The organism is Yokenella regensburgei, from assembly GCF_003634235.1.
In the GTDB taxonomy this organism is placed as follows: Bacteria; Pseudomonadota; Gammaproteobacteria; order Enterobacterales; family Enterobacteriaceae; genus Yokenella; species Yokenella regensburgei.
In genome coordinates, this window is sequence record NZ_RBIZ01000004.1 from 24,581 (window position 1) to 47,070 (window position 22,490).

Annotated in this window: 26 protein-coding genes; 18 read left to right on the top strand and 8 right to left on the bottom strand. The window is 53.7% G+C overall.

Features of this window, described 5'->3' with window-relative positions:
• Positions 1 to 2: 2 nt before the first annotated feature.
• The 12 genes from C7387_RS11565 (at position 3) to C7387_RS11620 (ending at position 10,921) form a co-directional block, all read left to right on the top strand.
• The gene (locus C7387_RS11565; protein WP_038255053.1) at positions 3 to 911 is read left to right on the top strand and encodes a baseplate assembly protein; all 909 of its coding nucleotides are present in this window, start codon (positions 3 to 5) and stop codon (positions 909 to 911) included.
• Positions 904 to 1,446, top strand: a complete 543-nt coding sequence (locus C7387_RS11570; protein ID WP_038255055.1) for a phage tail protein I — start codon at positions 904 to 906, stop codon at positions 1,444 to 1,446. Before C7387_RS11565 ends, C7387_RS11570 begins: the two co-directional genes overlap by 8 nt.
• Positions 1,443 to 3,575: a phage tail-collar fiber domain-containing protein gene (locus C7387_RS11575; RefSeq protein WP_120816752.1), complete on the top strand. Its 2,133-nt coding sequence runs from the start codon at positions 1,443 to 1,445 to the stop codon at positions 3,573 to 3,575. Before C7387_RS11570 ends, C7387_RS11575 begins: the two co-directional genes overlap by 4 nt.
• A gap of 2 nt (positions 3,576 to 3,577) precedes the next feature.
• Positions 3,578 to 4,105: a tail fiber assembly protein gene (locus C7387_RS11580; RefSeq protein ID WP_244922371.1), complete on the top strand. Its 528-nt coding sequence runs from the start codon at positions 3,578 to 3,580 to the stop codon at positions 4,103 to 4,105.
• Between the two features lie 152 nt (positions 4,106 to 4,257).
• Positions 4,258 to 5,445 (top strand): phage tail sheath protein, encoded by a 1,188-nt coding sequence (locus tag C7387_RS11585; protein ID WP_006817466.1) that lies wholly within the window; start codon positions 4,258 to 4,260, stop codon positions 5,443 to 5,445.
• A gap of 15 nt (positions 5,446 to 5,460) precedes the next feature.
• Complete coding sequence (locus C7387_RS11590) at positions 5,461 to 5,979, top strand: phage major tail tube protein (protein ID WP_006817465.1); 519 nt, start codon at positions 5,461 to 5,463, stop codon at positions 5,977 to 5,979.
• A gap of 64 nt (positions 5,980 to 6,043) precedes the next feature.
• Positions 6,044 to 6,379 (top strand): phage tail assembly protein, encoded by a 336-nt coding sequence (locus C7387_RS11595; RefSeq protein WP_120816753.1) that lies wholly within the window; start codon positions 6,044 to 6,046, stop codon positions 6,377 to 6,379.
• A gap of 14 nt (positions 6,380 to 6,393) precedes the next feature.
• Positions 6,394 to 6,531 carry a GpE family phage tail protein gene (locus C7387_RS11600; RefSeq protein ID WP_006817463.1) on the top strand — a complete coding sequence of 46 codons (138 nt, stop codon included), beginning with the start codon at positions 6,394 to 6,396 and terminating at the stop codon, positions 6,529 to 6,531.
• Positions 6,524 to 8,968, top strand: a complete 2,445-nt coding sequence (locus C7387_RS11605; RefSeq protein WP_120816754.1) for a phage tail tape measure protein — start codon at positions 6,524 to 6,526, stop codon at positions 8,966 to 8,968. The genes C7387_RS11600 and C7387_RS11605 overlap by 8 nt, the downstream gene beginning before the upstream one ends.
• Positions 8,969 to 8,982: 14 nt before the next feature.
• Positions 8,983 to 9,468, top strand: a complete 486-nt coding sequence (locus tag C7387_RS11610; RefSeq protein WP_120816755.1) for a phage tail protein — start codon at positions 8,983 to 8,985, stop codon at positions 9,466 to 9,468.
• Complete coding sequence (locus C7387_RS11615; protein WP_120816756.1) at positions 9,465 to 10,640, top strand: phage late control D family protein; 1,176 nt, start codon at positions 9,465 to 9,467, stop codon at positions 10,638 to 10,640. The genes C7387_RS11610 and C7387_RS11615 overlap by 4 nt, the downstream gene beginning before the upstream one ends.
• Before the next feature lie 62 nt (positions 10,641 to 10,702).
• Positions 10,703 to 10,921: a DNA-binding transcriptional regulator gene (locus C7387_RS11620; RefSeq protein WP_072009061.1), complete on the top strand. Its 219-nt coding sequence runs from the start codon at positions 10,703 to 10,705 to the stop codon at positions 10,919 to 10,921.
• Positions 10,922 to 11,066: 145 nt separating this feature from the next.
• On the opposite strand, the gene rplS is transcribed toward C7387_RS11620, so the two are convergent.
• The 5 genes from rplS to ffh form a co-directional block, all read right to left on the bottom strand.
• Positions 11,067 to 11,414: a 50S ribosomal protein L19 gene (rplS, locus tag C7387_RS11625; protein WP_004104634.1), complete on the bottom strand. Its 348-nt coding sequence runs from the start codon at positions 11,412 to 11,414 to the stop codon at positions 11,067 to 11,069.
• A gap of 40 nt (positions 11,415 to 11,454) precedes the next feature.
• Positions 11,455 to 12,222 carry a tRNA (guanosine(37)-N1)-methyltransferase TrmD gene (gene trmD, locus C7387_RS11630; protein WP_038255070.1) on the bottom strand — a complete coding sequence of 256 codons (768 nt, stop codon included), beginning with the start codon at positions 12,220 to 12,222 and terminating at the stop codon, positions 11,455 to 11,457.
• A gap of 45 nt (positions 12,223 to 12,267) precedes the next feature.
• Positions 12,268 to 12,816, bottom strand: coding sequence for a ribosome maturation factor RimM (rimM, locus tag C7387_RS11635; protein WP_038255072.1), 549 nt, complete (start codon positions 12,814 to 12,816; stop codon positions 12,268 to 12,270).
• Between the two features lie 18 nt (positions 12,817 to 12,834).
• On the bottom strand, positions 12,835 to 13,083 hold the full coding sequence (gene rpsP, locus C7387_RS11640) for a 30S ribosomal protein S16 (RefSeq protein WP_038255074.1): 249 nt from the start codon (positions 13,081 to 13,083) through the stop codon (positions 12,835 to 12,837).
• A gap of 114 nt (positions 13,084 to 13,197) precedes the next feature.
• The gene (gene ffh / locus C7387_RS11645; protein ID WP_006817455.1) at positions 13,198 to 14,559 is read right to left on the bottom strand and encodes a signal recognition particle protein; all 1,362 of its coding nucleotides are present in this window, start codon (positions 14,557 to 14,559) and stop codon (positions 13,198 to 13,200) included.
• 165 nt (positions 14,560 to 14,724) lie between these two features.
• On the opposite strand from ffh, the gene C7387_RS11650 reads away from it, so the two are divergent.
• On the top strand, positions 14,725 to 15,516 hold the full coding sequence (locus C7387_RS11650; RefSeq protein ID WP_006817454.1) for a cytochrome C assembly family protein: 792 nt from the start codon (positions 14,725 to 14,727) through the stop codon (positions 15,514 to 15,516).
• 18 nt (positions 15,517 to 15,534) lie between these two features.
• On the top strand, positions 15,535 to 16,821 hold the full coding sequence (locus C7387_RS11655; protein WP_006817453.1) for an HlyC/CorC family transporter: 1,287 nt from the start codon (positions 15,535 to 15,537) through the stop codon (positions 16,819 to 16,821).
• Positions 16,822 to 16,873: 52 nt separating this feature from the next.
• Here the strand turns inward: C7387_RS11655 and grpE are convergent, their stop codons facing one another.
• On the bottom strand, positions 16,874 to 17,467 hold the full coding sequence (gene grpE, locus C7387_RS11660) for a nucleotide exchange factor GrpE (protein ID WP_120816757.1): 594 nt from the start codon (positions 17,465 to 17,467) through the stop codon (positions 16,874 to 16,876).
• A 122-nt stretch (positions 17,468 to 17,589) separates the two neighbouring features.
• On the opposite strand from grpE, the gene nadK reads away from it, so the two are divergent.
• From nadK to bamE, 3 genes are all read left to right on the top strand, one after another.
• Positions 17,590 to 18,468, top strand: coding sequence for an NAD(+) kinase (nadK, locus tag C7387_RS11670; protein WP_038255078.1), 879 nt, complete (start codon positions 17,590 to 17,592; stop codon positions 18,466 to 18,468).
• Positions 18,469 to 18,553: 85 nt separating this feature from the next.
• On the top strand, positions 18,554 to 20,215 hold the full coding sequence (gene recN / locus C7387_RS11675) for a DNA repair protein RecN (protein WP_120816758.1): 1,662 nt from the start codon (positions 18,554 to 18,556) through the stop codon (positions 20,213 to 20,215).
• A 148-nt stretch (positions 20,216 to 20,363) separates the two neighbouring features.
• Positions 20,364 to 20,702 (top strand): outer membrane protein assembly factor BamE, encoded by a 339-nt coding sequence (gene bamE, locus C7387_RS11680; RefSeq protein ID WP_006817449.1) that lies wholly within the window; start codon positions 20,364 to 20,366, stop codon positions 20,700 to 20,702.
• 66 nt (positions 20,703 to 20,768) lie between these two features.
• On the opposite strand, the gene C7387_RS11685 is transcribed toward bamE, so the two are convergent.
• Positions 20,769 to 21,059: an RnfH family protein gene (locus C7387_RS11685; RefSeq protein WP_006817448.1), complete on the bottom strand. Its 291-nt coding sequence runs from the start codon at positions 21,057 to 21,059 to the stop codon at positions 20,769 to 20,771.
• Positions 21,049 to 21,486 (bottom strand): type II toxin-antitoxin system RatA family toxin, encoded by a 438-nt coding sequence (locus tag C7387_RS11690; protein ID WP_038255080.1) that lies wholly within the window; start codon positions 21,484 to 21,486, stop codon positions 21,049 to 21,051. Before C7387_RS11690 ends, C7387_RS11685 begins: the two co-directional genes overlap by 11 nt.
• Positions 21,487 to 21,636: 150 nt before the next feature.
• Here C7387_RS11690 and smpB point away from each other — a divergent pair, with 150 nt between their 5' ends.
• Positions 21,637 to 22,119 carry an SsrA-binding protein SmpB gene (smpB, locus tag C7387_RS11695; RefSeq protein WP_006817446.1) on the top strand — a complete coding sequence of 161 codons (483 nt, stop codon included), beginning with the start codon at positions 21,637 to 21,639 and terminating at the stop codon, positions 22,117 to 22,119.
• The last annotated feature ends 371 nt before the right edge of the window (positions 22,120 to 22,490 follow it).

Consider the following 22,490-nt stretch of genomic DNA (forward strand, 5'->3'; position numbering starts at 1 on the left):
CTATGGCAACCGTAGACCTGAGCCTGCTCCCTGCCCCGGATATCGTTGAGGAGCTTGATTTTGAAAACATTCTCGCCGAACGCAAAGCAACGCTGGTTTCCCTCTATCCGGAGGATCAGCAGGAGGCCATCGCCCGAACGCTGACCTTTGAGTCGGAACCTCTCGTTAAGCTACTCGAAGAAAATGCGTATCGGGAAGTTATCTGGCGCCAGCGCGTCAACGAAGCCGCCCGGGCGGTGATGCTGGCTTATGCAGAAAAGCACGATCTTGATGTCCTTTGTGCAAACTCGAACGTTAAGCGCCTGGTTATCACACCGGCGGATAACTCGACCATTCCTCCAACTCCCGCGGTCATGGAGTCAGACACCGATTTACGCCTGCGCACGCAACAGGCATTTGAAGGATTCAGCGTAGCGGGACCGGTTGGTGCTTATCAATATCACGGCCGTAGCGCCGACGGTCGCGTCGCGGATATCTCGGTCATCAGCCCGTCTCCGGCCTGTGTGACGATTTCGGTGCTATCGCGAGAAGACAACGGTATCGCTTCTGAATCGCTGCTAGGCGTGGTGCGTAACGCCCTCAACAGTGAGGATGTACGCCCCGTCGCCGATCGTGTCACGGTCCAGTCAGCGAGTATCATCAACTACACCATTGACGCCACGCTGTTCCTCTATCCAGGCCCTGAGAGCGAACCCATCCGCAAAGCCGCAGAGCAGAAGCTAAAAACGTATATCTCCACACAGCACCGGCTCGGGCGGGATATTCGTAAATCGGCTATCTATGCCGCACTGCACGTTGAAGGCGTCCAGCGCGTCGAATTGACCGCGCCGGCTAACGATATTGTTCTCGATGAGACTCAGGCCTCTTTCTGCACCGAATACCACATTACGGTCGGAGGTTCTGATGAGTGATTCGCGCTTGCTGCCGGTTGGCTCTTCGGCACTTGAGGTAGCGGCCGCGCGAGCCTGCGCAGAAATTCAGGCAACGCCGGTGACTCTGCGCGTGCTCTGGAACCCTGATACCTGCCCGGTCAGCCTCTTGCCCTATCTGGCATGGGCGTTCTCCGTCGATCGCTGGGATGAAAACTGGCCAGAAGAGACCAAGCGAGACGTGGTGCGCAGCGCCTACTTCATCCACCGCCGTAAAGGCACGATTGGGGCAATCCGACGCGTTGTCGAGCCGCTCGGCTATATCATCAACGTCGCTGAGTGGTGGGAAACCAGCGATCCTCCAGGCACCTTTCGCCTTGATATCGGCGTACTGGAAAGCGGTATCACGGAGGAAATGTATTTCGAAATGGAACGGTTGATTGATGATGCAAAATCAGCCAGCCGTCATCTTATTGGCCTGAATATTACACAGGACGTCATCGGTAAAATGTACACCGGCGGCGTGGCCTGGGATGGCGACATTATTACGGTTTATCCTGAAAGCGAGGCGTTATGAGCACTAAATATAAGACGATTATCACCCACGCCGGTGCGGAGAAATTTGCTGCCGCAACGCTTCCGGGTGGGAAAAAAGTCAACATTACCGCGATGGCCATCGGCGACGGCGGCGGGAGCTTACCGGAGCCAAACGCCGGGCAAACAAAACTCATTAATGAGGTCTGGCGCCATACGCTGAATAAAATCAGCCAGGATAACAAGAGAAAGAATTACATCGTGGCCGAACTGGTTATCCCACCGGAAGTGGGTGGATTCTGGTCGCGGGAAATGGGGCTTTACGACGATACCGGTACCCTGGTCGCCGTGGCGAACATGGCGGAGAGCTATAAGCCAGAGCTGGCTGAAGGCTCCGGCCGCGCGCAAACCGTGCGTATGGTCATTGTGGTCAGCGATCTTGAATCCGTCGAACTGTCGATTGATGGCTCAGTGGTGATGGCAACGAAAGACTACGTGGACGATCTGCTCACCGAACACGAGAAGTCACGCCGCCACCCAGATGCCAGCCTGACCGAAAAAGGATTCACGCGGTTGAACAGCGCTGTCGACAGCGAAGACGAAACTACCGCAGCCACCCCAAAGGCGGTAAAAAAAGCGATGGATAACGCGAATGTGAGGCTGGCTAAAGATAGCAACCTCGCTGATTTGTCGAATCCAGCACAGGCACGCCAGAGCCTGCAACTGGGTGACAGTGCGACCAAAAACACCGGCACAACGGCCAATACCGTTGCCGCAGGTGATGACACCCGTATCGTTGACGCTATGCAAAAAGGCCAGAACGGCGCAGATATTCCAGATAAAGATTTATTCGTGCGTACCGCTGGTGCCGCAAGGGCGTACAGTGCCGGAATCAGTATTGGCGGCGACAGCAATCCATGGACTACCGCTGAATTGATTGCCTGGCTGGAGAGCCAGGGAGCATTTAATCACCCGTACTGGATGTGTAAGGGATCATGGGCTTATGCCAACAATAAGGTCATTACAGACACAGGATGCGGGGATATCTGCCTGGCTGGTGCGGTTGTTGAGGTGATGGGTACTCGTGGGGCAATGACTATTCGTATCACCACACCATCAACCACATCAGGTGGAGGCGTTGCTAATGCACAATTCACCTATATCAATCATAGTGATGCCTATGCACCAGGTTGGCGACGTGATTACAACACCGTGAATAAACCGTCTGCATCTGATGTTGGGGCAGTATCGGCGAATGGTGGAAGCTACAACCACACTTTCAAATTTGGTCGGGTTGAAACCCTGCCGCAGGATCAAAACGCCACGGCGCTATTCAGTCAGGAGACAACACCTGGTGGAATAGTTTCTGGCGCAGAGTTCAACTGGCACGCAAACAAAATTCAGGTCGGTATTGTCAGAACCGCCGATGACCACACAGGCGGCTTAGCTATTACGCTGAACGGCAACAGCCTAGTGAATATCACCCCAGAAGGAACCGCCTCGTTTACCGGAAACGTCTATTCCGCTGGCAACCTCATAGCTCTCAGGGGCGATGGTCGTGGTCACTTTGCCTTGTTCAATGCAGATGGTACGGCACGGGCTTATATCTACAAGGATAAAGGCGATACCGGTATCCGTGTTAATAACGGTGTGGATAGTGCTTCAGAGTTTGTTTTTGGTGTAGATAACAATTTCTACTCTCCGTCTCACATCCATGCAGGTGGTGCCACGCTTAACGCTAACGGCGATGTTAACGGCACTGTATGGAACGGCTGGTTAAGCGGCTGGCTGAATAATCAGTATGCCGCTCGCGATGTCAATATTAATACCCGCGCTACGTGGGACTACGTTAATGGCCGCACGCACTGGTGGACTGACGGCGAACGCGGTTGGTGGAAAGATGAAAACACCGGTTTGATCTACCAGTGGACTGTCGGCCCTTGGGTCAAAGATGACGAGACCGTTTACTCAGTGGGGTTCCCTCTTCGTTTCCCGAATCAATGCTGCACGGTAAACGTGGGTACTAATGGACAGGGTGAGGGTAACCGTAGCGATGCCAATGCTGTGGTTTATGGCTGGAATCAGGAAATCTGTCGGGTACAAATGAATATTCCTGGTGATAGTTCATGGTGGCAGCCTATGCGGGCAATCATTTTTGCGATTGGGAGGTAGCAATGACTGATCTCAACATACCAGCAACAGAGTTCAGTGCCAGAGCGATGGCTTTTTCAGCGATTCAACCTTCAGATGATATGGGAGAAAACTTAGAGAAAATGGAAGCAAATTTTAATTTTTCACCCTCTGAACTTGTGTTCGTCGCAAGTGCCTGGAAAAAGGATTACATCACAGCGGGTTCATGGCCGCAGGATGCTAAACCGGTTACTGATGAAATATATGCAAAATTTATCGCCGTTCCTCCGGAAGGAAAAGTACTGAGTTCGGATGTTCAAGACAATCCTTGCTGGGTCGACAAGCCAGAGCCGACACCTGAGCAACTCATTGCTGTGGCAGAACGAAAAAAAGATAGGCTCATGAGCGAGGCTGAGCGCGTGATGGGTCCTCTGGAACGAGCCATTAAACTTGATATGGCGACGGCTGAGGAAAAGGCACGACTTACTGAATGGGAAAAATACAGCGTTTTACTGAATCGAATTAACCCCGGAGATGCGCCAAAAATCGATTGGCCGCCGAAGCCGGAGTAATTAAGCCAAAGCGTTTTCTTATTCGATAACCATTCCTGGCGGGCTCAAGCCCGCCTTTCTTTTGTACCAGTACCCACCCACCGCGGATCAATAGCCTCGCGCCCACCCAGTAAGGAAAATAACCCTCGCCCATTAACCAAGGAGTTAACCGGATGAGTGATTTCCACCACGGCGTACAGGTGCTTGAGATTAACGACGGCACCCGCGTCATTTCCACAGTTTCGACCGCTATCATCGGCATGGTCTGTACGGCCAGCGATGCTGACGCGAAGCTATTCCCCCTCAATGAACCGGTTCTGATTACCAATGTCCAGAGCGCCATTGCGAAAGCCGGTAAAAAAGGCACCCTGGCAACTTCCCTGCAGGCGATCGCCGACCAGTCAAAACCGGTCACCATCGTCGTCCGAGTCGAAGAAGGCACCGACGAGAACCCGGAAGAAGCGCAGAAGAAAACCATCTCCAACATCATCGGCGGTACGGATGAAAATGGTAAATACACCGGTATTAAAGCACTTCTGACCGCCGAAGCGGTGACCGGCGTCAAGCCGCGCATCCTCGGCGTGCCGGGTCTTGATACTCAGGAGGTCGCCACCGCGCTTGCATCTGTGTGTATTAACCTGCGCGCGTTTGGTTATATCAGTGCCTGGGGCTGTAAAACCATCGCTGATGCTATCAAATATCGCGAAAACTTCAGTCAGCGCGAACTGATGGTCATCTGGCCTGACTTCCTCGCATGGGACACCACAGCAAACGCCACCGCAACGGCTTTCGCCACCGCACGGGCACTCGGTCTGCGAGCCAAAATCGACCAGACCGTCGGCTGGCATAAAACGCTGTCCAACGTTGGCGTGCAGGGTGTCACCGGCATCAGCGCCTCCGTATTCTGGGATTTGCAGGCATCCGGGACTGATGCAGATCTGTTGAACGAAGCCGGCGTCACCACGCTTGTACGCAAGGATGGTTTCCGCTTCTGGGGTAACCGTACCTGTTCTGACGATCCGTTATTCCTCTTCGAGAACTACACCCGTACTGCCCAGGTGCTGGCAGACACAATGGCCGAATCACATATGTGGGCGGTTGATAAACCGATCACCGCGACGCTCATTCGCGACATTGTTGATGGTATCAACGCCAAGTTCCGCGAGCTGCGTACCAACGGTTACATCGTTGACGGCGAGTGCTGGTTCGATGAGGAGTCCAACGATAAAGAGAGCCTCAAGGCAGGCAAACTGTATATCGACTACGACTATACGCCAGTCCCACCACTGGAAAGCCTGACAATGCGTCAGCGTATCACCGATAAGTACCTGGTGAATCTGGCCGAATCGGTCAACAGCTAAGGAGCCTGAAACCACATGGCACTACCTCGCAAACTTAAATACCTGAACATGTTCAACGATGGCCTGAGCTACATGGGCGTTGTTGAATCCGTGACCCTGCCGAAGCTCACCCGCAAGCTCGAGAACTACCGCGGAGGCGGTATGAATGGTGCAGCGTCGATTGACCTGGGTCTTGATGACGACGCGCTAACCCTCGAGTGGTCCGTCGGTGGCCTGCCGGATGTTGCACTGTGGGCACAATATGCGGCCCCGGGTGCAGATGCTGTACCGCTGCGTTTTGCAGGCTCTTACCAACGCGATGACACCGGTGACATTGTGGCGGTTGAAGTGGTCATGCGTGGCCGTCACAAAGAGATCGACGGCGGTGAAAATAAGCAAGGTGAGAATACCTCGACCAAAATGTCGACCGTCTGCACCTACTACCGCCTCTCTATCGACGGTAGCGACATCATCGAAATCGACACCATCAACATGGTTGAAAAGGTGAACGGTATCGACCGTCTGGAGCAACACCGCCGCGCTATCGGTCTGTAACCCCTGACCGGCCAGTACTGCTGGCCGGTTATTTATCCTGCCCATATTCGGAGCTGTAGACATCATGGTTAAAGAAAAAAACAAAACGCCGGGATCCGTAGAGACCGCCGCGGAAGACATGGCGACGGTAAACCCGAATACGGTTTTCCTCGATACGCCGATTAAGCGTGCTGGTCAGACGCTCGAAAGCATTACCCTGACAGAGCCGAATGCCGGCACCTTGCGCGGGGTCAGCCTGGCTGCCGTCGCACAATCCGAAGTTGATGCACTGATTAAGGTGCTGCCGCGCATGACCTATCCTGCGCTTACCGAAACCGAAGTCGCCGCGATGAAATTGCCGGACCTGCTGCAGCTTGCCGGCAAGGTGATCGGTTTTTTGTCACCGGTTTCGGCGGACTGAATTTTCCCCCAACTATGTCGGTTGATGATCTGATGGCGGATATCGCGGTGATTTTTCACTGGCCGCCGTCAGAGCTCTATTCCCTGAGTCTGGCCGAGCTCATCACATGGCGCGAAAAGGCGCTACAGCGTAGCGGAAACCACAATGAGTAAAAATCTGAGACTTGAGGTTTTGCTGAAAGCGGTCGACCAGGCGACCCGACCGTTTAACTCCATCCGGGTCGCGAGTCAGTCCTTGTCGGGTGATATTCGCGATACCGAACAAAAACTACGCGACCTGAACGTTCAGGCCGCGAAAATCACTGGTTTTCGCACTGCAAGCGCGCAGCTGGCCACCACTGGCCGCTCACTTGCGAACGCGAAACACGAAGCCGCCGAGCTTGCCGTACAGTTCAGGAGCACCGTCAATCCAACCCGGGCGCAGGCGCAGGCTCTGGAGGCTGCAATTCACACCTCCTCAAGATTGAAAAACCAGTACAACGATTTGAAGATCTCACTTCAGCGCCAACGCACGGAACTGGCCCAGACGGGCATCAATACCCGTACCCTGTCTTCTGACGAGCGCCGGCTGAAAAACAACATTAGTGCGACCACGGCGCAACGAAACCGCCAGCAAGAGTCGCTGCAGCGGGTCAATGCGCAGCAGGAAAGATTAGGTCGGGTAAAATCGCGCTATCAGTCAGGTACACAGCTTGCTGGAAAGATAAGCGCGGCGGGTAGTGCCGCAGCTGGGGTCGCCACTGCCGGAGTAACCGCAGGTGCAGGTCTGCTCAAACCTGGTTACCAACTGTCAACGAAAAGCGCTGAACTACAGGCAGTTCTGGGTCTGCAAAAGCAATCTCCAGAACTGGCGGCGCTAAAAAGCCAGGCAAAATCGCTGGGAGCAAACACCACGGTATCACCAGCGGATGCGGCTGCGGCGCAGCTGGTCGTCGCGAATTCTGGCGCGGATGCGAATGGCATTCTGGCGCAAACCCCCGCGATCCTTAATATGTCGCTGGCGAACAAAAAAGCGCTGGAGGAAAGTGCCGCTTTAATCATCGGTACGAAATCAGCCTTTGCGCTGACCGACGACAAGGCTTCGCATATCGCCGACGTTATCTCGATGACGATGGAAAAAACACAGGCCACGTTTGAAGGAATCAGTGACTCACTGGCGCTCGTTGCACCAGCTGCACAAAAGGCCGGCGTAAGCCTGGAGGAGGCCGCCGCGATGGTAGGCGTCCTGCATGATAAAAACATCACCGGCTCAGCTGCAGGTGCCGGTAGCAATGCCGTATTGCAGCATCTGCAGGCTCCCACCGGTAAAGCCAGCGATGCGCTTAACTCACTCGGCGTTAACACCACGGACAGCCAGGGTAACTCTCGCTCCATCGTCTCCATCCTGAAAGATATTCAGGCCAGTTTTGTGCGTAATAAGCTCAGCGCTGGTCAGCAAGACCAATATACAAACGCCATTTTCGGTGCCGAGGGGAGCCCCGCCGCCGGGGTGTTGATGGATGCGGCTGCCAGCGGAAAGCTCGAGAGTTTAACCCACCAGAATAAAACCTCTGACGGCAAAACCGCAGGGAAAATCAGCGTATTGCAGGATAACCTTGGCGGCGATTTGGCAAAACTACAGTCCGCTTATCAGTCAATCGGCACGGATGTTTTTGACCAGCAGGAAGGCTCGCTACGTAAGTTGACGCAAACCGCCACGCAGTATGTGTTAAAGCTTGACGGCTGGATAAACAACAACAAAGGCCTGGCGCAAACTATTGGCGTCATTGCCGGCGGGGCAATGATGCTGATTGGTATCATTGGCAATATTGCGCTGGCCGCAGGGCCAATATTGATGGGCATTAACGCCATTACTTTGGGAGCCAACATGCTGGGCATCGTGTTCAGTACGGTTGGTGGTGCCATTGCAACGGTTCTTGGTGCTATGACCTGGCCGATTGTCGCCGTTGGCGTAGCGATCGTCGCCGGAGCATTACTTATTCGCAAATACTGGGAGCCTATAAGCGCCTTTTTCTCCGGCGTCATAGAGGGTATCTCCGCCGCCTTTGCCCCCATAGCCACTCTATTCGAGCCACTGCTGCCTGTTTTTGACTGGCTAGGTGAAAAGCTGAGCGGCATCTGGGATTGGTTCACAAAACTGATTGAACCCGTCAAATCTACCCAGGAGACGCTCGACAGCTGCAAAAATGCAGGAGTCATGTTCGGGCAAGCGCTGGCCTCAGCGCTCACGGCCCCTCTTGATGCGTTTAATAAACTGCGCAGCGGTGTCTCCTGGCTCCTCGAAAAAATCGGAGTAATTAATAAAGAGTCGAACGACCTCGACAAAAAAACGGAGAACGCCAGAGCCCAACAGCAGGATAACGCCGACTCCCAGCCCTCCTTTGCAAATAATGGCAACCAAAATTATCAGCCGGTGAAAACATCGGTTGCTAACTCATATTCCGATCAAAGCCATCACACCTACAACGTCACAATACAGGCTGGAAATACCCCCTCCCTGGAGCTTGCCCGAATAGTGTCTGATGAGCTCGATAAACGTCAGCAAGAAAGCCGCGCAAGAAGAAACAGCCAATTTGCGCTAAACGGCTAAGGAGATAACCGAAAATGATGCTTGCACTTGGTATGTTTGTATTTGAACGGCGAACCCTGCCCTATCAATCGACACAGTACTCGAAGGATTATCGCTGGGCGTCTAATGACCGGGTTGGCAGACCTCCGGCGTATCAGTTTCTTGGTGACGGAGAAAGTGCTCTTCAACTTTCAGGAACACTTTATCCAGAGATAACCGGCGGCCGAATCTCCCTGCAGGCACTCGAGCTCATGGCAAATGAAGCCAGAGCCTGGCCACTCATCGAAGGGACCGGCAACATTCTTGGGATGTTTATCGTCGATAAGATAACGGCCGCAAACACCGAACTTCTCAGCAATGGCGCGGCCAGGAAAATTGATTTCACGATTTCGCTGAAACGCGTCGATGAGTCAATGATTGCAATGTTTGGCGACCTGAAGAACCAGGCAAGCGAGCTACTCGATTCCGCCATTAAGCAGGCGGAAAAATGGCAGGGTTCATTCGGAGGAATAGCAGGATGATAATCGGCATGGCGATTGATGCTGGCGCCAGGATCGCCCCCGCATTCATATTAGAGCTGAACGACAAGGATATTACCCACAACTTTTACGACCGGCTAATTTCTCTGACAATGACCGATAACCGAGGGTTTGAAGCTGACCTGCTCGACATAGCGCTTGATGACATCGACGGGCAAATCGAGCTCCCACAACGCGGCGCTGTACTGACGCTGTACCTCGGCTGGAAGGACTCGGCGCTTCTGAAAATGGGGGTTTTTACCGTAGATGAAGTACAACATAGTGGGGCTCCGGACACGCTGACCATTCGCGCCCGCAGTGCTGATTTCCGTGGTTCGCTCAACTCCCGTCGGGAAGAGTCATGGCACGACACCACGCTCGGAGAACTGGTTGATGCGATTGCCAGACGTAACAAGTTAACGGCAAGGGTAGCAGCGCCACTGCAGAAAATACCGATCCCCCACATTGACCAGTCGCAGGAGTCCGATGCGGCATTTCTGAGCCGCCTGGCCGTTCGCAACGGAGCCAGCGTGTCGGTGAAAGCGGGGAAGTTATTGATGTTGAAAGCGGGTAGCGCAGTGAACGCCAGCGGTAAGCCTATTGCACAATTAACGCTGACCCGCAGCGATGGCGATCGTCACAGGTTTGCAATTGCCGACCGAAGTGCGTACACCGGCGTGACTGCAAAATGGCTGCAGACCAGGAATCCGAAGCGGCAACAACCGGAGGTCGCCATCAAGCGTAAGCCTGAGCAACCGGCCACGGGTACACAGGAACACCCGAATGCGAAACCCGTCAGTAAACAAACGAAAGACAAAAAGGACCAGGAAGCTAAGCCGCGCGAATACATGGCCGGCGAGCCTGAAAATGTGCTGGCGCTAACGACGGTCTTTGCTTCAAAGGAACAAGCCATGCGCGCCGCTCAGGCAAAGTGGGACGAGCTTCAGCGAGGCATTGCAGAGTTCTCTGTCACGCTGGCGTTCGGTCGAGCTGATTTGTACCCCGAAACGCCAATCCAGGTATCCGGTTTTAAGAGCGTCATCGATGAACAGGACTGGTTAATCAGTAAGGTCACGCATAGCCTCAACAACAAGGGTTTTACGACGAGTTTAGAGCTTGAGGTCAGGACCACAGAGGTAGAGTATGACGCGGCCGATGTTGAAAATGACACTTAAACTTGCAAATGCAAGTTAAGAGTTTATTATCTCTCTTAGAATTACTGCAGGGAGAAACGACTATGATGCACTGTCCGCTATGCCAGAATGCTGCACATGCACGTACCAGCCGATATTTGAGCGCCGAAACAAAAGAGCGTTACCACCAGTGTCAGAACATCAATTGTGGATGTACGTTTATCACCTTCGAAACGCTTTCACGCTTTATCGTCAGACCTGGAGAGGTTGAACCCGCCCCACCTCATCCAGCGAAAAGCCAACAACAGAAACTGGCGCTTTAAACCTGCTTCGGCAGGTTTTTTTATGCCTGCCGCCAAAGGCGGATTTCTCCATCGCCACTTTGCCGCCATCGCCAATAAAAAAGGGGTTAGCATATTGCTAACCCCTTGTTTCATAACACGCTTAGGATGCAGCGTGAGTGCGTTATTAGTTAAGACGCTCTTTGATACGAGCAGACTTACCAGTACGCTCACGCAGGTAGTACAGTTTAGCTTTACGAACGGCACCACGACGTTTGACAGAGATGCTGTCAACTACCGGAGAGTGAGTCTGGAAGACACGCTCAACGCCTTCGCCGTTGGAAATTTTACGAACAGTGAATGCAGAGTGCAGACCGCGGTTACGAATAGCGATAACCACGCCCTCGAATGCCTGCAGACGTTTTTTGGAACCTTCAACAACCCATACTTTCACTTCCACGGTATCACCCGGACGGAAGGAAGGTACGTCCTGCTTCATCTGCTCTTGTTCAAGTTGCTTAATAATGTTGCTCATAATTTAATCTCTTATCCTGGGTAAACTGATATTTGGGGGCTTACGCCTGCCCATCATGTTTATGTTGCTGTTGCGAGTGTTCAGTTTTGAACTCTGCCAGCAACCTTGCTTGCTCTTCAGTCAGAGCCAGGTTTTCCAGAAGTTCAGGTCTTCTCAGCCAGGTACGGCCCAGCGACTGTTTCAGGCGCCAGCGGCGAATCTCAGCGTGGTTACCAGACAGTAAAACTGCCGGGACTTCCATACTTTCCAGCACTTCAGGACGCGTATAGTGTGGGCAATCCAGCAATCCATCGGCAAAGGAATCTTCCGTTGCCGAAGCCTCATGTCCCAGAACACCCGGAATAAACCGGGCGACGGAGTCAATCAGCGTCATCGCTGGTAACTCACCACCGCTGAGAACGTAATCGCCGATAGACCATTCTTCGTCAATCTCGGTTTGGATCACGCGCTCATCTACGCCTTCGTAGCGACCGCACACCAGAATCAGTTTCTGATTCGTTGCCAGTTCGCTGACGCCCGCTTGATCAAGCTTGCGCCCCTGAGGTGACAGGTAGATTACCTTAGCACCTTCTCCTGCCGCGGCTTTTGCTGCATGAATAGCATCCCGTAAAGGTTGCACCATCATTAACATCCCCGGTCCGCCGCCGTAAGGACGATCGTCCACGGTACGGTGCCGGTCATGAGCGAAATCACGAGGACTCCAGCTCTGGATGTTCAGCAGGCCATTTTTTACAGCCCGGCCAGTTACCCCGTAATCGGTAATCGCGCGGAACATTTCTGGAAACAGGCTAACAATACCAATAAACACGAGCCAATCCCCACTGAACCGTCTTTCACCGTTTATCCGGAGAATTTAAAAACCAGGATCCCAATCTACTTCAATCGTTTGAGTAGTGAGATCGACTTTCTTGATAACCTGCCCATCGAGGAACGGAACCAACCGCTCCTTGATACCAAACGCATCTTTCAGGTTTGCCTTAATGACGAGAACGTCATTTGACCCGGTTTCCATCATGTCGATGACTTTACCCAGATCGTAGCCTTCAGTCGTCACTACCTGGCAGCCCATCAGGTCTTTCCAGTAGTAGTCACCCTCTTCGAGCTTCGGCAACTGCGAGGAATCCACGACAATTTCACAATTAGTCAGCAGATTCGCGGCATCGCGATCGTCAACGCCTTTCAGCTTGATGACGATATCCTGATTGTGGTGACGCCAGCTTTCCAGCTCGACCTCTTGCCACTGACCCGCCTTCTGGATAAACCAGGGCTGATAGTCAAAAATGCTTTCGGTGTCTTCGGTGGAGGAAAACACTCTGAGCCAACCACGGATACCGTAGGAAGAACCCATTTTTCCCAATACGATCGGGTCGACGGGCGCTTTTGCGGTGAGTTGCTTGCTCATCATGACCACCGTGACAGATTAAGCTGCTTTGTTAGCGGCTTTGATCAGCGCAGCAACGCGATCGGAAATAGTAGCGCCCTGGCCAACCCAGTGAGCGATACGATCCAGATCCAGACGAGTTTCTTCTTCCGCGCCAGAAGCGATCGGGTTGAAGAAACCAACGCGCTCGATGAAGCGACCGTTGCGTGCATTACGGCTGTCGGTAACAACAACCTGGTAGAACGGACGCTTTTTAGCGCCGTGACGTGCTAAACGAATAGTAACCATAACATCCTCTTGTGTGAATAAAACACCGGGCCCCATCGAGGAACGGAGCCCGGTGTCATATTAAAAGCCCGAAAATTTTACTGATTTCTGGGGAAATTGCAATCTATAAAGCGATTAACGCCCCGGGAATCCTGGGGGCATCATCCCCTTCATACCACGCAGCATCTTCGCCATTCCGCCCTTCTTCATTTTCTTCATCATGCGCTGCATGTCGTCGAACTGTTTCAGAAGGCGGTTAACGTCCTGCACCTGCATACCGCAGCCTGCGGCGATACGGCGTTTACGCGAACCTTTGATGATTTCCGGTTTAGCGCGTTCTTTCAGCGTCATCGAGTTGATGATGGCTTCCATTCGCACCAGAACCTTGTCATCCATCTGCGATTTCACGTTGTCCGGGATCTGGCCCATGCCCGGCAGTTTACCCATCAGGCTTGCCATGCCGCCCATGTTCTTCATCTGGCGCAGCTGCTCAAGGAAATCGGTCAGGTCGAACCCGTCGCCTTTTTTGAGTTTAGTCGCCAGTTTTTCCGCCTGAGCGCGGTCAACTTTGCTCTCGATATCTTCGATAAGCGACAGCACGTCGCCCATGCCGAGAATACGGGAAGCGATACGGTCCGGGTGGAACGGCTCCAGCGCTTCGGTTTTCTCACCGACGCCGAGGAACTTAATAGGTTTGCCGGTAATATGACGAATAGAAAGTGCCGCACCGCCGCGCGCATCACCGTCCACTTTAGTCAGAACCACACCGGTGAGCGGCAGCGCTTCGTTAAACGCCTTTGCGGTGTTCGCCGCATCCTGACCGGTCATGGCATCGACCACAAACAGGGTTTCTACCGGGTTAATCGCGGCGTGTACCTGTTTGATTTCGTCCATCATCGCTTCATCAACGTGCAGACGACCGGCGGTATCCACCAGCAGCACGTCGTAGAATTTCAGCTTCGCTTCTTTCAGCGCCGCGTTGACGATATCAACCGGCTTCTGTCCGACGTCTGACGGGAAGAAATCAACTTCAACCTGCTCTGCGAGCGTTTCCAGCTGTTTGATCGCCGCCGGGCGATAAACGTCTGCCGATACCACCAGCACTTTCTTTTTATGCTTCTCACGCAGGAATTTACCGAGCTTACCCACGCTTGTGGTTTTACCGGCACCCTGCAGGCCCGCCATCAGCACCACGGCCGGCGGCTGAGCGGCAAGATTCAGCACCTGGTTCTCTTCGCCCATCGCCGCAACCAGCTCGTTGCGAACGATTTTGACGAACTCCTGACCCGGGGTCAGGCTCTTATTCACTTCGTGACCAACCGCTTTCTCTTTTACGCGATTGATAAATTCACGCACGACCGGCAGCGCCACGTCGGCTTCGAGCAGCGCCATGCGCACTTCACGCAGCGTCTCTTTTACGTTGTCTTCGGTAAGACGGCCGCGACCGCTGATATTACGCAGCGTACGCGACAAACGATCGGTTAAATTATCAAACATTGTCTCTCGCCTGAGGTGGAAACGTTCAGTCGCTAGCGCGACGATAAGCCAGAATTTTGCCGCAGTATAACACGACCCGCCCTGAGATGTGATGCAACGGTTGGAGCAGACGTCAGCTAACGCTATACTGCTTCTCTTTCTTATGAACCAACCATCGACGCCTATATGCCTGTTTTTGCCCTGCTTGCTCTGGTCGCCTACTCCATCAGCCTTGCGCTGATCGTTCCCGGTTTGCTGCAAAAAAATAGCGGCTGGCGGCGAATGGCTATTTTCTCCGCGGTCATTGCGCTGGTGTGCCACGCCTTCGCGCTGGAATCACGCATCTTCCCGGGCGGCGAATCCGGGCAGAACCTGAGCCTGCTGAACGTCGGCTCGCTGGTGAGTCTGATGATCTGTACGGTGATGACGATTGTTGCCTCACGCAACCGCGGTTGGCTGCTGTTGCCGATTGTCTATACCTTTGCGCTCATCAATCTGGCGTTCGCAACGTTTATGCCCAACGAATTCATCACCCATCTCGAGGCAACGCCGGGGATGATGGTGCATATTGGCCTGTCGCTGTTTGCCTACGCCACGCTGATTATCGCCGCCCTCTACGCCCTGCAGCTCGCCTGGATTGACTACCAGCTCAAGAATAAAAAGCTCGCCTTCAGCAGCGAAATGCCGCCGCTGATGAGTATTGAACGTAAAATGTTCCACATCACCCAGGTAGGCGTTGTGCTGCTGACATTAACGCTCTGTACCGGCCTGTTTTACATGCACAACCTGTTCAGCATGGAGAACATCGATAAAGCCGTGCTGTCTATTGTCGCCTGGTTTGTCTATATCGTTCTGCTGTGGGGCCACTATCATGAAGGATGGCGCGGTCGCCGCGTAGTCTGGTTCAACGTCGCGGGTGCCGGCATTCTGACCCTGGCCTACTTTGGTAGCCGGGTTATCCAGCAGTTCGCAGGCTAAGTCACAAAGGAATTCTCATTGGAACACATCTCAACCACCGAGCTAATCGTTACGCTGATTATCATGGTGGTCATCTCAGCCTACTTCTCTGGTTCCGAAACCGGCATGATGACGCTGAACCGCTACCGGCTGCGTCACCTCGCTAAACAGGGCAATCGTCAGGCCCGCCGCGTGGAAAAACTGCTGCGTAAACCCGACCGCTTAATCAGCCTGGTACTTATCGGCAATAACCTGGTCAACATCCTCGCATCGGCTCTCGGCACCATTGTCGGGATGCGCCTGTATGGCGACGCTGGCGTCGCGATTGCCACCGGGGTACTCACCTTCGTGGTACTGGTGTTTGCCGAAGTTCTGCCGAAGACCATTGCCGCGCTGTACCCGGAAAAGGTCGCCTACCCGAGCAGCTTCCTGCTGGCCCCGCTGCAGGTCATCATGATGCCGCTGGTGTGGTTGCTGAACTCCATCACCCGCGTACTGATGCGCATGATGGGCATTAAAACCGACACCGTCATCAGCGGAGCGGTCAGTAAAGACGAACTGCGCACCATCGTTAACGAATCCCGCTCGCAGATTTCCCGCCGCAACCAGGACATGCTGCTGTCGGTGCTGGATCTGGAAAAGGTCAGCGTCGACGACATCATGGTGCCGCGCAACGAAATCGTCGGTATCGACATCAACGACGACTGGAAAGCCATCGTGCGCCAGCTCACCCACTCGCCGCATGGCCGCATCGTGCTGTATCGCGATTCGCTGGATGACGCCATCAGCATGCTGCGCGTGCGCGAAGCCTATCGTCTGATGACCGAGAAAAAAGAGTTCACCAAAGAAGTCATGCTGCGCGCCGCCGACGAAATCTACTACGTTCCGGAAGGTACGCCGCTCAGTACCCAACTGGTAAAATTTCAGCGCAATAAAAAGAAGGTTGGCCTGGTGGTGGATGAATATGGCGACATTCAGGGGCTGGTCACGGTTGAGGATATTCTGGAAGAGATCGTCGGCGACTTCACTACTTCAATGTCCCCGTCGCTTGCCGAAGAGGTCACCCCGCAGAACGACGGTTCGGTGATTATCGACGGCAGCGCCAACATTCGCGAACTCAACAAGGCCTTCAACTGGCATATGCCGGAAGATGAAGCCCGCACCATGAACGGCATGATTCTGGAAGCACTGGAAGAGATCCCCGCCGTTGGCACGCGCGTGCGCATTCAGCAGTACGATATCGATATTCTCGACGTACAGGACAATATGATTAAGCAGGTGAAAGTGGTGCCAGTGAAATCGCTGCGTGAGAGCGTGGCAGAGTAGCTAAGGAATGATACCCTCTCCCCGCGGGGAGAGGGTTAGCGTAAAGCGCGTATTAGCCCTTCGCTTTGGCAACCGACACCATCGCCGCGCGAATGGTACGACCGTTCAGGGTATACCCCTTCTGCATCACCATCAGCACGTTACCCGGCGCCACGTCGTCAGACTCCACCATCGCAATGGCCTGGTGAACGTTCGGATCCATCGGCACATTGATGTCGCCCACCACCTGCACGCCAAACTTACCGACCACGTCGAGCATGGATTTACGGGTCAGTTCGATACCTTCAACCATCGCGGCCATGTCGGTGTTGTTTTTGTCAGCCACTTCCAGCGCGCGATCGAGGCTGTCGAGCACCGGCAGCAGTTCATTGACGAATTTTTCCAGCGCAAACTTGTGCGCTTTTTCAACGTCCAGCTCGGTACGACGACGCAGGTTTTCCATTTCCGCTTTCGCGCGCAGCAGCGCCTCACGTTCACGGTTCTGTGCTTCAGCAAGCTGAGCTTCCAGATTCGCAATTTGTTCCTCGCGCGGATCCACCTGCTCAGTCGATGCATCAGCCTCTACGGCCTCAACTTCATCGTGCTGTTCCTTGATAATTTCTTCCGGGGCTTGCCCGTCAGGCGTTTTCTGTTCTTTACTACTCATGAATTTCTCCGCGTTTTTTCGTTTTCGTCTCGCTAACATCGCTTATTATGGGGATCAGTTTCCGGGATTCAAGGGAAGCAGGCACATTGTCATCACACATTGGCTACAAGGACCTCGAGAGAATGAATAATCATTTCAAGTGTATTGGGATTGTGGGACATCCGCGTCACCCTACTGCGTTGACGACACATGAAATGCTGTACCGCTGGCTGAACACCAAAGGCTACGAAGTCATCATCGAGCAACAGATTGCCCGGGAACTGCAGCTGAACAACGTGCGTACCGGCACGCTGGCGGAAATCGGCCAGCAGGCAGATCTGGCCGTCGTGGTCGGTGGTGATGGCAACATGCTGGGCGCAGCGCGCACCCTCGCGCGCTACGATATCAAAGTCATTGGTATCAACCGTGGCAACCTGGGGTTCCTGACCGACCTCGATCCGGACAACGCCCATCAGCAGCTCGCCGACGTGCTGGAAGGCCACTACATTGCCGAGAAACGCTTTTTGCTGGAGGCACAGGTCTGCCAGCAGGACTGCCAGAAGCGCATCAGCACCGCTATTAACGAAGTGGTGCTCCATCCGGGAAAAGTGGCGCATATGATTGAGTTCGAAGTCTATATCGATGAGATCTTCGCTTTCTCGCAGCGCTCTGATGGCCTGATCATTTCTACTCCGACCGGTTCCACCGCCTATTCACTCTCGGCGGGTGGCCCTATTCTTACCCCACAGTTAGACGCCATCACGCTGGTGCCGATGTTCCCGCACACGCTCTCGGCCAGGCCGCTGGTGATCAACAGCAGCAGCACCATCCGTCTGCGTTTCTCGCACCGTCGCAGCGACCTTGAAATCAGCTGCGACAGCCAGATTGCGTTGCCGATTCAGGAGGGAGAAGATGTGCTGATTCGCCGCTGCGACTACCACCTCAATCTTATCCACCCGAAGGACTACAGCTATTTCAACACGTTGAGCACCAAACTGGGCTGGTCAAAAAAATTATTCTGATTTCGGACCAGGGGCTTTACTGTATAAAAAACCAGTTTATACTGTATTAAAACACAGTTATGGTTTTTCATACAGGAAAACAGCTATGCTGGCACAACTGACCATCAGCAACTTCGCCATCGTTCGTGAACTGGAAATCGACTTTCACCACGGCATGACCGCCATCACCGGGGAAACCGGTGCCGGTAAGTCCATCGCCATCGATGCCCTCGGGCTCTGCCTCGGGGGTCGTGCCGACGCCGACATGGTTCGTGCCGGTGCCAGCCGTGCTGACCTCTGCGCGCGTTTCTCGCTGAAAGACACCCCTGCTGCCCTGCGCTGGCTCGAAGATAACCAGCTTGAAGAGGGCCGCGAATGCCTGCTGCGCCGCGTCATCAGCGCCGACGGCCGCTCCCGTGGCTTCATTAACGGTACCGCCGTGCCATTGTCGCAGCTGCGCGAGCTGGGCCAGTTGCTTATCCAGATCCACGGCCAGCATGCCCATCAGTTGCTGATAAAACCCGAACACCAGAAATCACTGCTCGATGGTTATGCCGGTGAATACCAGCTTACCCAGCAAATGGCGGAACGCTACCAGCAGTGGCATCAGAGCTGTCGCGACCTGGCGCAGCACCAGCAGCAGAGCCAGGAGCGCATCGCCCGCGCGGAGCTGCTGCAATATCAATTGAAAGAGCTCAACGAATTCAACCCGCAGCCCGGCGAATTTGAGCAGATTGATGAAGAGTACAAGCGCCTCGCTAACAGTGGTCAGCTACTCTCCACCAGCCAGCACGCGCTGGCGATCCTCGCCGATGGCGAAGAAGCTAACCTGCAAAGCCAACTCTATACGGCGAAGCAGCTGGTCGAAGAGCTTGCCGGTATGGACAGCAAACTCGCCGGTGTGCTCGATATGCTCGAGGAAGCCGCCATTCAGCTCAGCGAAGCCAGCGACGAACTGCGTCACTACTGCGACCGCCTCGATCTCGATCCCAACCGCCTGTTCGAGCTCGAACAGCGTATCTCGCGCCAGATTGCCCTCGCGCGTAAGCATCAGATTAGCCCAGAGGCGCTGCCCGATTTCCACCAGGCGCTGCTCGACGAGCAGCAACAGCTTGACGATCAGGCCGATTCTCTCGAAACCCTGAGCCTTGCGGTCACGAAGCATCACCAGCTGGCGCTGGAAACCGCACAGCAGCTGCACGAGCTGCGTCAGGCTAATGCCGAGGAGCTGTCAGAACTCATTACTGACAGCATGCATATGCTCGCTATGCCGCACGGGCAGTTCACTATCGACGTCACCTTTGAGGAGAAACACCTCACCGCCGAAGGGGCAGATCGCGTCGAGTTTCGCGTGACCACCAACCCGGGGCAGCCACTGCAGCCCATCGCCAAAGTCGCCTCCGGCGGTGAACTCTCCCGTATCGCGCTCGCCATTCAGGTGATCACCGCCCGGAAAATGGAAACCCCGGCGCTGATCTTCGATGAAGTGGATGTCGGTATCAGCGGACCAACCGCCGCCGTGGTCGGCAAATTGCTGCGCCAGCTGGGTGAATCTACCCAGGTCATGTGCGTAACCCACCTTCCGCAGGTTGCGGGATGTGGTCATCATCATTTTTATGTCAGCAAAGAGACCGACGGCGCGATGACCGAAACCCACATGCAGCCGCTCGACAAAAAGGCACGTTTACAGGAGCTGGCCCGCTTGCTGGGCGGCAGCGAGGTCACTCGCAACACCCTGGCGAATGCCAAAGAGTTGCTGGCGGCATAAACTTTTTGGGCTTCCCGGAGTCTGAGTTCACAATAAAAACGCCGTCAGACATAACGTCAAAGGTTTTAAACTGACTAAAGGTCTATTATCATCGGCATAATACATATGAGCCGCGTACTGCCCGGACCCGAAAAGGAATCAAATCACTATGCGCTGTAAAACGCTGACTGCTGCCGCAGCAGTTCTTCTGATGTTGACCGCAGGCTGTTCCACTCTGGAGCGAGTGGTTTACCGTCCTGATATCAACCAGGGCAACTACCTGGCACCGAACGATGTATCAAAAATCCGTGTGGGTATGACGCAACAGCAGGTTGCGTATGCGCTGGGAACCCCGATGATGTCGGATCCGTTTGGCTCCAACACCTGGTTCTACGTCTTCCGTCAGCAGCCGGGCCATGAAAACCCGACGCAGCAGACCCTGACTCTGACCTTTAACGGTAGCGGCGTGTTGACCAACATCGACAACAAACCGGCGCTGAGTAAGTAATTCCGCTGGCTGAAATGCAAAAAAGCGCTCTTCTGAGCGCTTTTTTATTATTCTGAAACCAGGGCATCACTTCCCGCTGGATTTCTCAGCCCGCTGGCGACGGAGCTCTTTCGGATCCGCAATCAGTGGACGATAGATCTCAACGCGATCGCCGTCATGGACTTCATCCTGCAGCTTAGCCGGGCGGCTATAGATACCGGTTTTATTCTGGCTAAGATTAATGTCCGGACGCAGCTCCAGGATGCCGCTGGCGAGGATCGCCTGCTCCACCGTCGCCCCCTCTTCCAGGGTCACACGCTGCAGATATTGTTTTTCCGGCAGCGCATAGGCCACCTCGACAACTATCTTAGGCGACACGATAAACCTCTTTTGCACGTACGGTAAACGCCTGCACCATATTGGTCGCGAGCTCTTTAAACACCCGACCAAACGCCAGCTCAATCAGCTTATTGGTGAACTCAAAATCGAGATGAAACTCAATTTTGCAGGCGTCATGGCTCAGCGGAGTGAACTTCCAGCCGCCAATCAGTTTTTTGAACGGCCCGTCGACCAGATGCATCAGGATGCTCTGGTTATCGGTCAGGACGTTGCGGGTAGTAAACGTCTTACTTATTCCCGCTTTCGAGACATCAACTGCCGCCGTCATCTGCGTAGGACCGGCTTCCAGCACCCGGCTTCCGGTACAGCCGGGCAAAAACGCAGGATAGGATTGTACATCGTTGACCAGTTGATACATCTGTTCCGCGCTGTAGGGCACCAGCGCAGTGCGGCTAATCTGAGGCATAACAATTTCCATTCTCGAACACGCCGAAATAATACCATTTATCCCTGCTTAAAAACACGCTCGCCCACAACTCGTGCTAAGATAGCGCATCACACCCGCAGGATGGACCGGGGTTAATGAGTACCAGATAAGCGATGACTTCAGGAAATTATGACTAAGAAGAAAACACACAAACCTGGATCAGCCACCATTGCGCTGAATAAACGCGCCCGTCACGAATACTTTATCGAAGAAGAGTTCGAAGCAGGCCTGTCTTTACAGGGCTGGGAAGTAAAATCACTGCGTGCCGGTAAAGCCAACATTGGCGACAGCTACGTGATCATGAAAGAAGGTGAAGCGTATCTGTTTGGCGCTAACTTTACCCCGCTGGCGGTCGCGTCTACTCACTACGTCTGCGACCCAACGCGCACCCGTAAGCTGCTGCTGAATCAGCGCGAGCTGGACACCCTGTATGGCCGGATTAACCGCGAAGGCTACACCATCGTTGCGCTGTCGCTGTACTGGAAAAACGCCTGGTGCAAAGTCAAAATCGGCGTGGCGAAGGGTAAGAAACAGCACGACAAACGTTCTGACGTGAAAGAGCGTGAGTGGCAGGTTGATAAAGCCCGTATTATGAAAAATGCCGGGCGCTAAAACAGCCCAAATCAGCAGGTGGCCAGGTGCCACCTGTTTTTTTACTGAGATTCTATTCCAGCGCAAATATTGACAGATAGTCGTCAGCAATTATATTTAATAATTAGCTGGGACATCTATCACAATATATCATATTTCAGTTAATCATTTTTTCAGCTCAACAGGACCTGGAATTTTAATTAACACATTCCGCTCATATAAGCCGTACATTATTTATTGCGACAAATATCACAATATTCTCTCCTTAGTTTTCGTAGGGTTTAGCACTATCCCTGCACTTAAAGCCCATAAAAAGAAGGGGCAAGTGTCAGCAGAAATATCCATATTAATCAAAAAGATAAAAATAAAACTTAAACTTTAAAAAAATTCTA

Excerpts from the sequence above, each read along its gene's own strand:
- C7387_RS11650 (WP_006817454.1), top strand. The coding sequence starts at position 14,725 with ATGCCTGTTTTTGCCCTGCTTGCTCTGGTCGCCTACTCCATCAGCCTT.
- C7387_RS11565 (WP_038255053.1), top strand. The coding sequence starts at position 3 with ATGGCAACCGTAGACCTGAGCCTGCTCCCTGCCCCGGATATCGTTGAG.
- smpB (WP_006817446.1), top strand. The coding sequence starts at position 21,637 with ATGACTAAGAAGAAAACACACAAACCTGGATCAGCCACCATTGCGCTG.
- C7387_RS11570 (WP_038255055.1), top strand. The coding sequence starts at position 904 with ATGAGTGATTCGCGCTTGCTGCCGGTTGGCTCTTCGGCACTTGAGGTA.
- nadK (WP_038255078.1), top strand. The coding sequence starts at position 17,590 with ATGAATAATCATTTCAAGTGTATTGGGATTGTGGGACATCCGCGTCAC.
- C7387_RS11690 (WP_038255080.1), bottom strand. The coding sequence starts at position 21,486 with ATGCCTCAGATTAGCCGCACTGCGCTGGTGCCCTACAGCGCGGAACAG.
- C7387_RS11620 (WP_072009061.1), top strand. The coding sequence starts at position 10,703 with ATGATGCACTGTCCGCTATGCCAGAATGCTGCACATGCACGTACCAGC.
- C7387_RS11580 (WP_244922371.1), top strand. The coding sequence starts at position 3,578 with ATGACTGATCTCAACATACCAGCAACAGAGTTCAGTGCCAGAGCGATG.
- rpsP (WP_038255074.1), bottom strand. The coding sequence starts at position 13,083 with ATGGTTACTATTCGTTTAGCACGTCACGGCGCTAAAAAGCGTCCGTTC.
- grpE (WP_120816757.1), bottom strand. The coding sequence starts at position 17,467 with ATGAGTAGTAAAGAACAGAAAACGCCTGACGGGCAAGCCCCGGAAGAA.
- C7387_RS11615 (WP_120816756.1), top strand. The coding sequence starts at position 9,465 with ATGATAATCGGCATGGCGATTGATGCTGGCGCCAGGATCGCCCCCGCA.
- C7387_RS11610 (WP_120816755.1), top strand. The coding sequence starts at position 8,983 with ATGATGCTTGCACTTGGTATGTTTGTATTTGAACGGCGAACCCTGCCC.
- C7387_RS11590 (WP_006817465.1), top strand. The coding sequence starts at position 5,461 with ATGGCACTACCTCGCAAACTTAAATACCTGAACATGTTCAACGATGGC.
- bamE (WP_006817449.1), top strand. The coding sequence starts at position 20,364 with ATGCGCTGTAAAACGCTGACTGCTGCCGCAGCAGTTCTTCTGATGTTG.
- ffh (WP_006817455.1), bottom strand. The coding sequence starts at position 14,559 with ATGTTTGATAATTTAACCGATCGTTTGTCGCGTACGCTGCGTAATATC.
- C7387_RS11575 (WP_120816752.1), top strand. The coding sequence starts at position 1,443 with ATGAGCACTAAATATAAGACGATTATCACCCACGCCGGTGCGGAGAAA.
- C7387_RS11605 (WP_120816754.1), top strand. The coding sequence starts at position 6,524 with ATGAGTAAAAATCTGAGACTTGAGGTTTTGCTGAAAGCGGTCGACCAG.
- rplS (WP_004104634.1), bottom strand. The coding sequence starts at position 11,414 with ATGAGCAACATTATTAAGCAACTTGAACAAGAGCAGATGAAGCAGGAC.
- C7387_RS11595 (WP_120816753.1), top strand. The coding sequence starts at position 6,044 with ATGGTTAAAGAAAAAAACAAAACGCCGGGATCCGTAGAGACCGCCGCG.
- rimM (WP_038255072.1), bottom strand. The coding sequence starts at position 12,816 with ATGAGCAAGCAACTCACCGCAAAAGCGCCCGTCGACCCGATCGTATTG.
- recN (WP_120816758.1), top strand. The coding sequence starts at position 18,554 with ATGCTGGCACAACTGACCATCAGCAACTTCGCCATCGTTCGTGAACTG.
- C7387_RS11600 (WP_006817463.1), top strand. The coding sequence starts at position 6,394 with ATGTCGGTTGATGATCTGATGGCGGATATCGCGGTGATTTTTCACTGG.
- C7387_RS11585 (WP_006817466.1), top strand. The coding sequence starts at position 4,258 with ATGAGTGATTTCCACCACGGCGTACAGGTGCTTGAGATTAACGACGGC.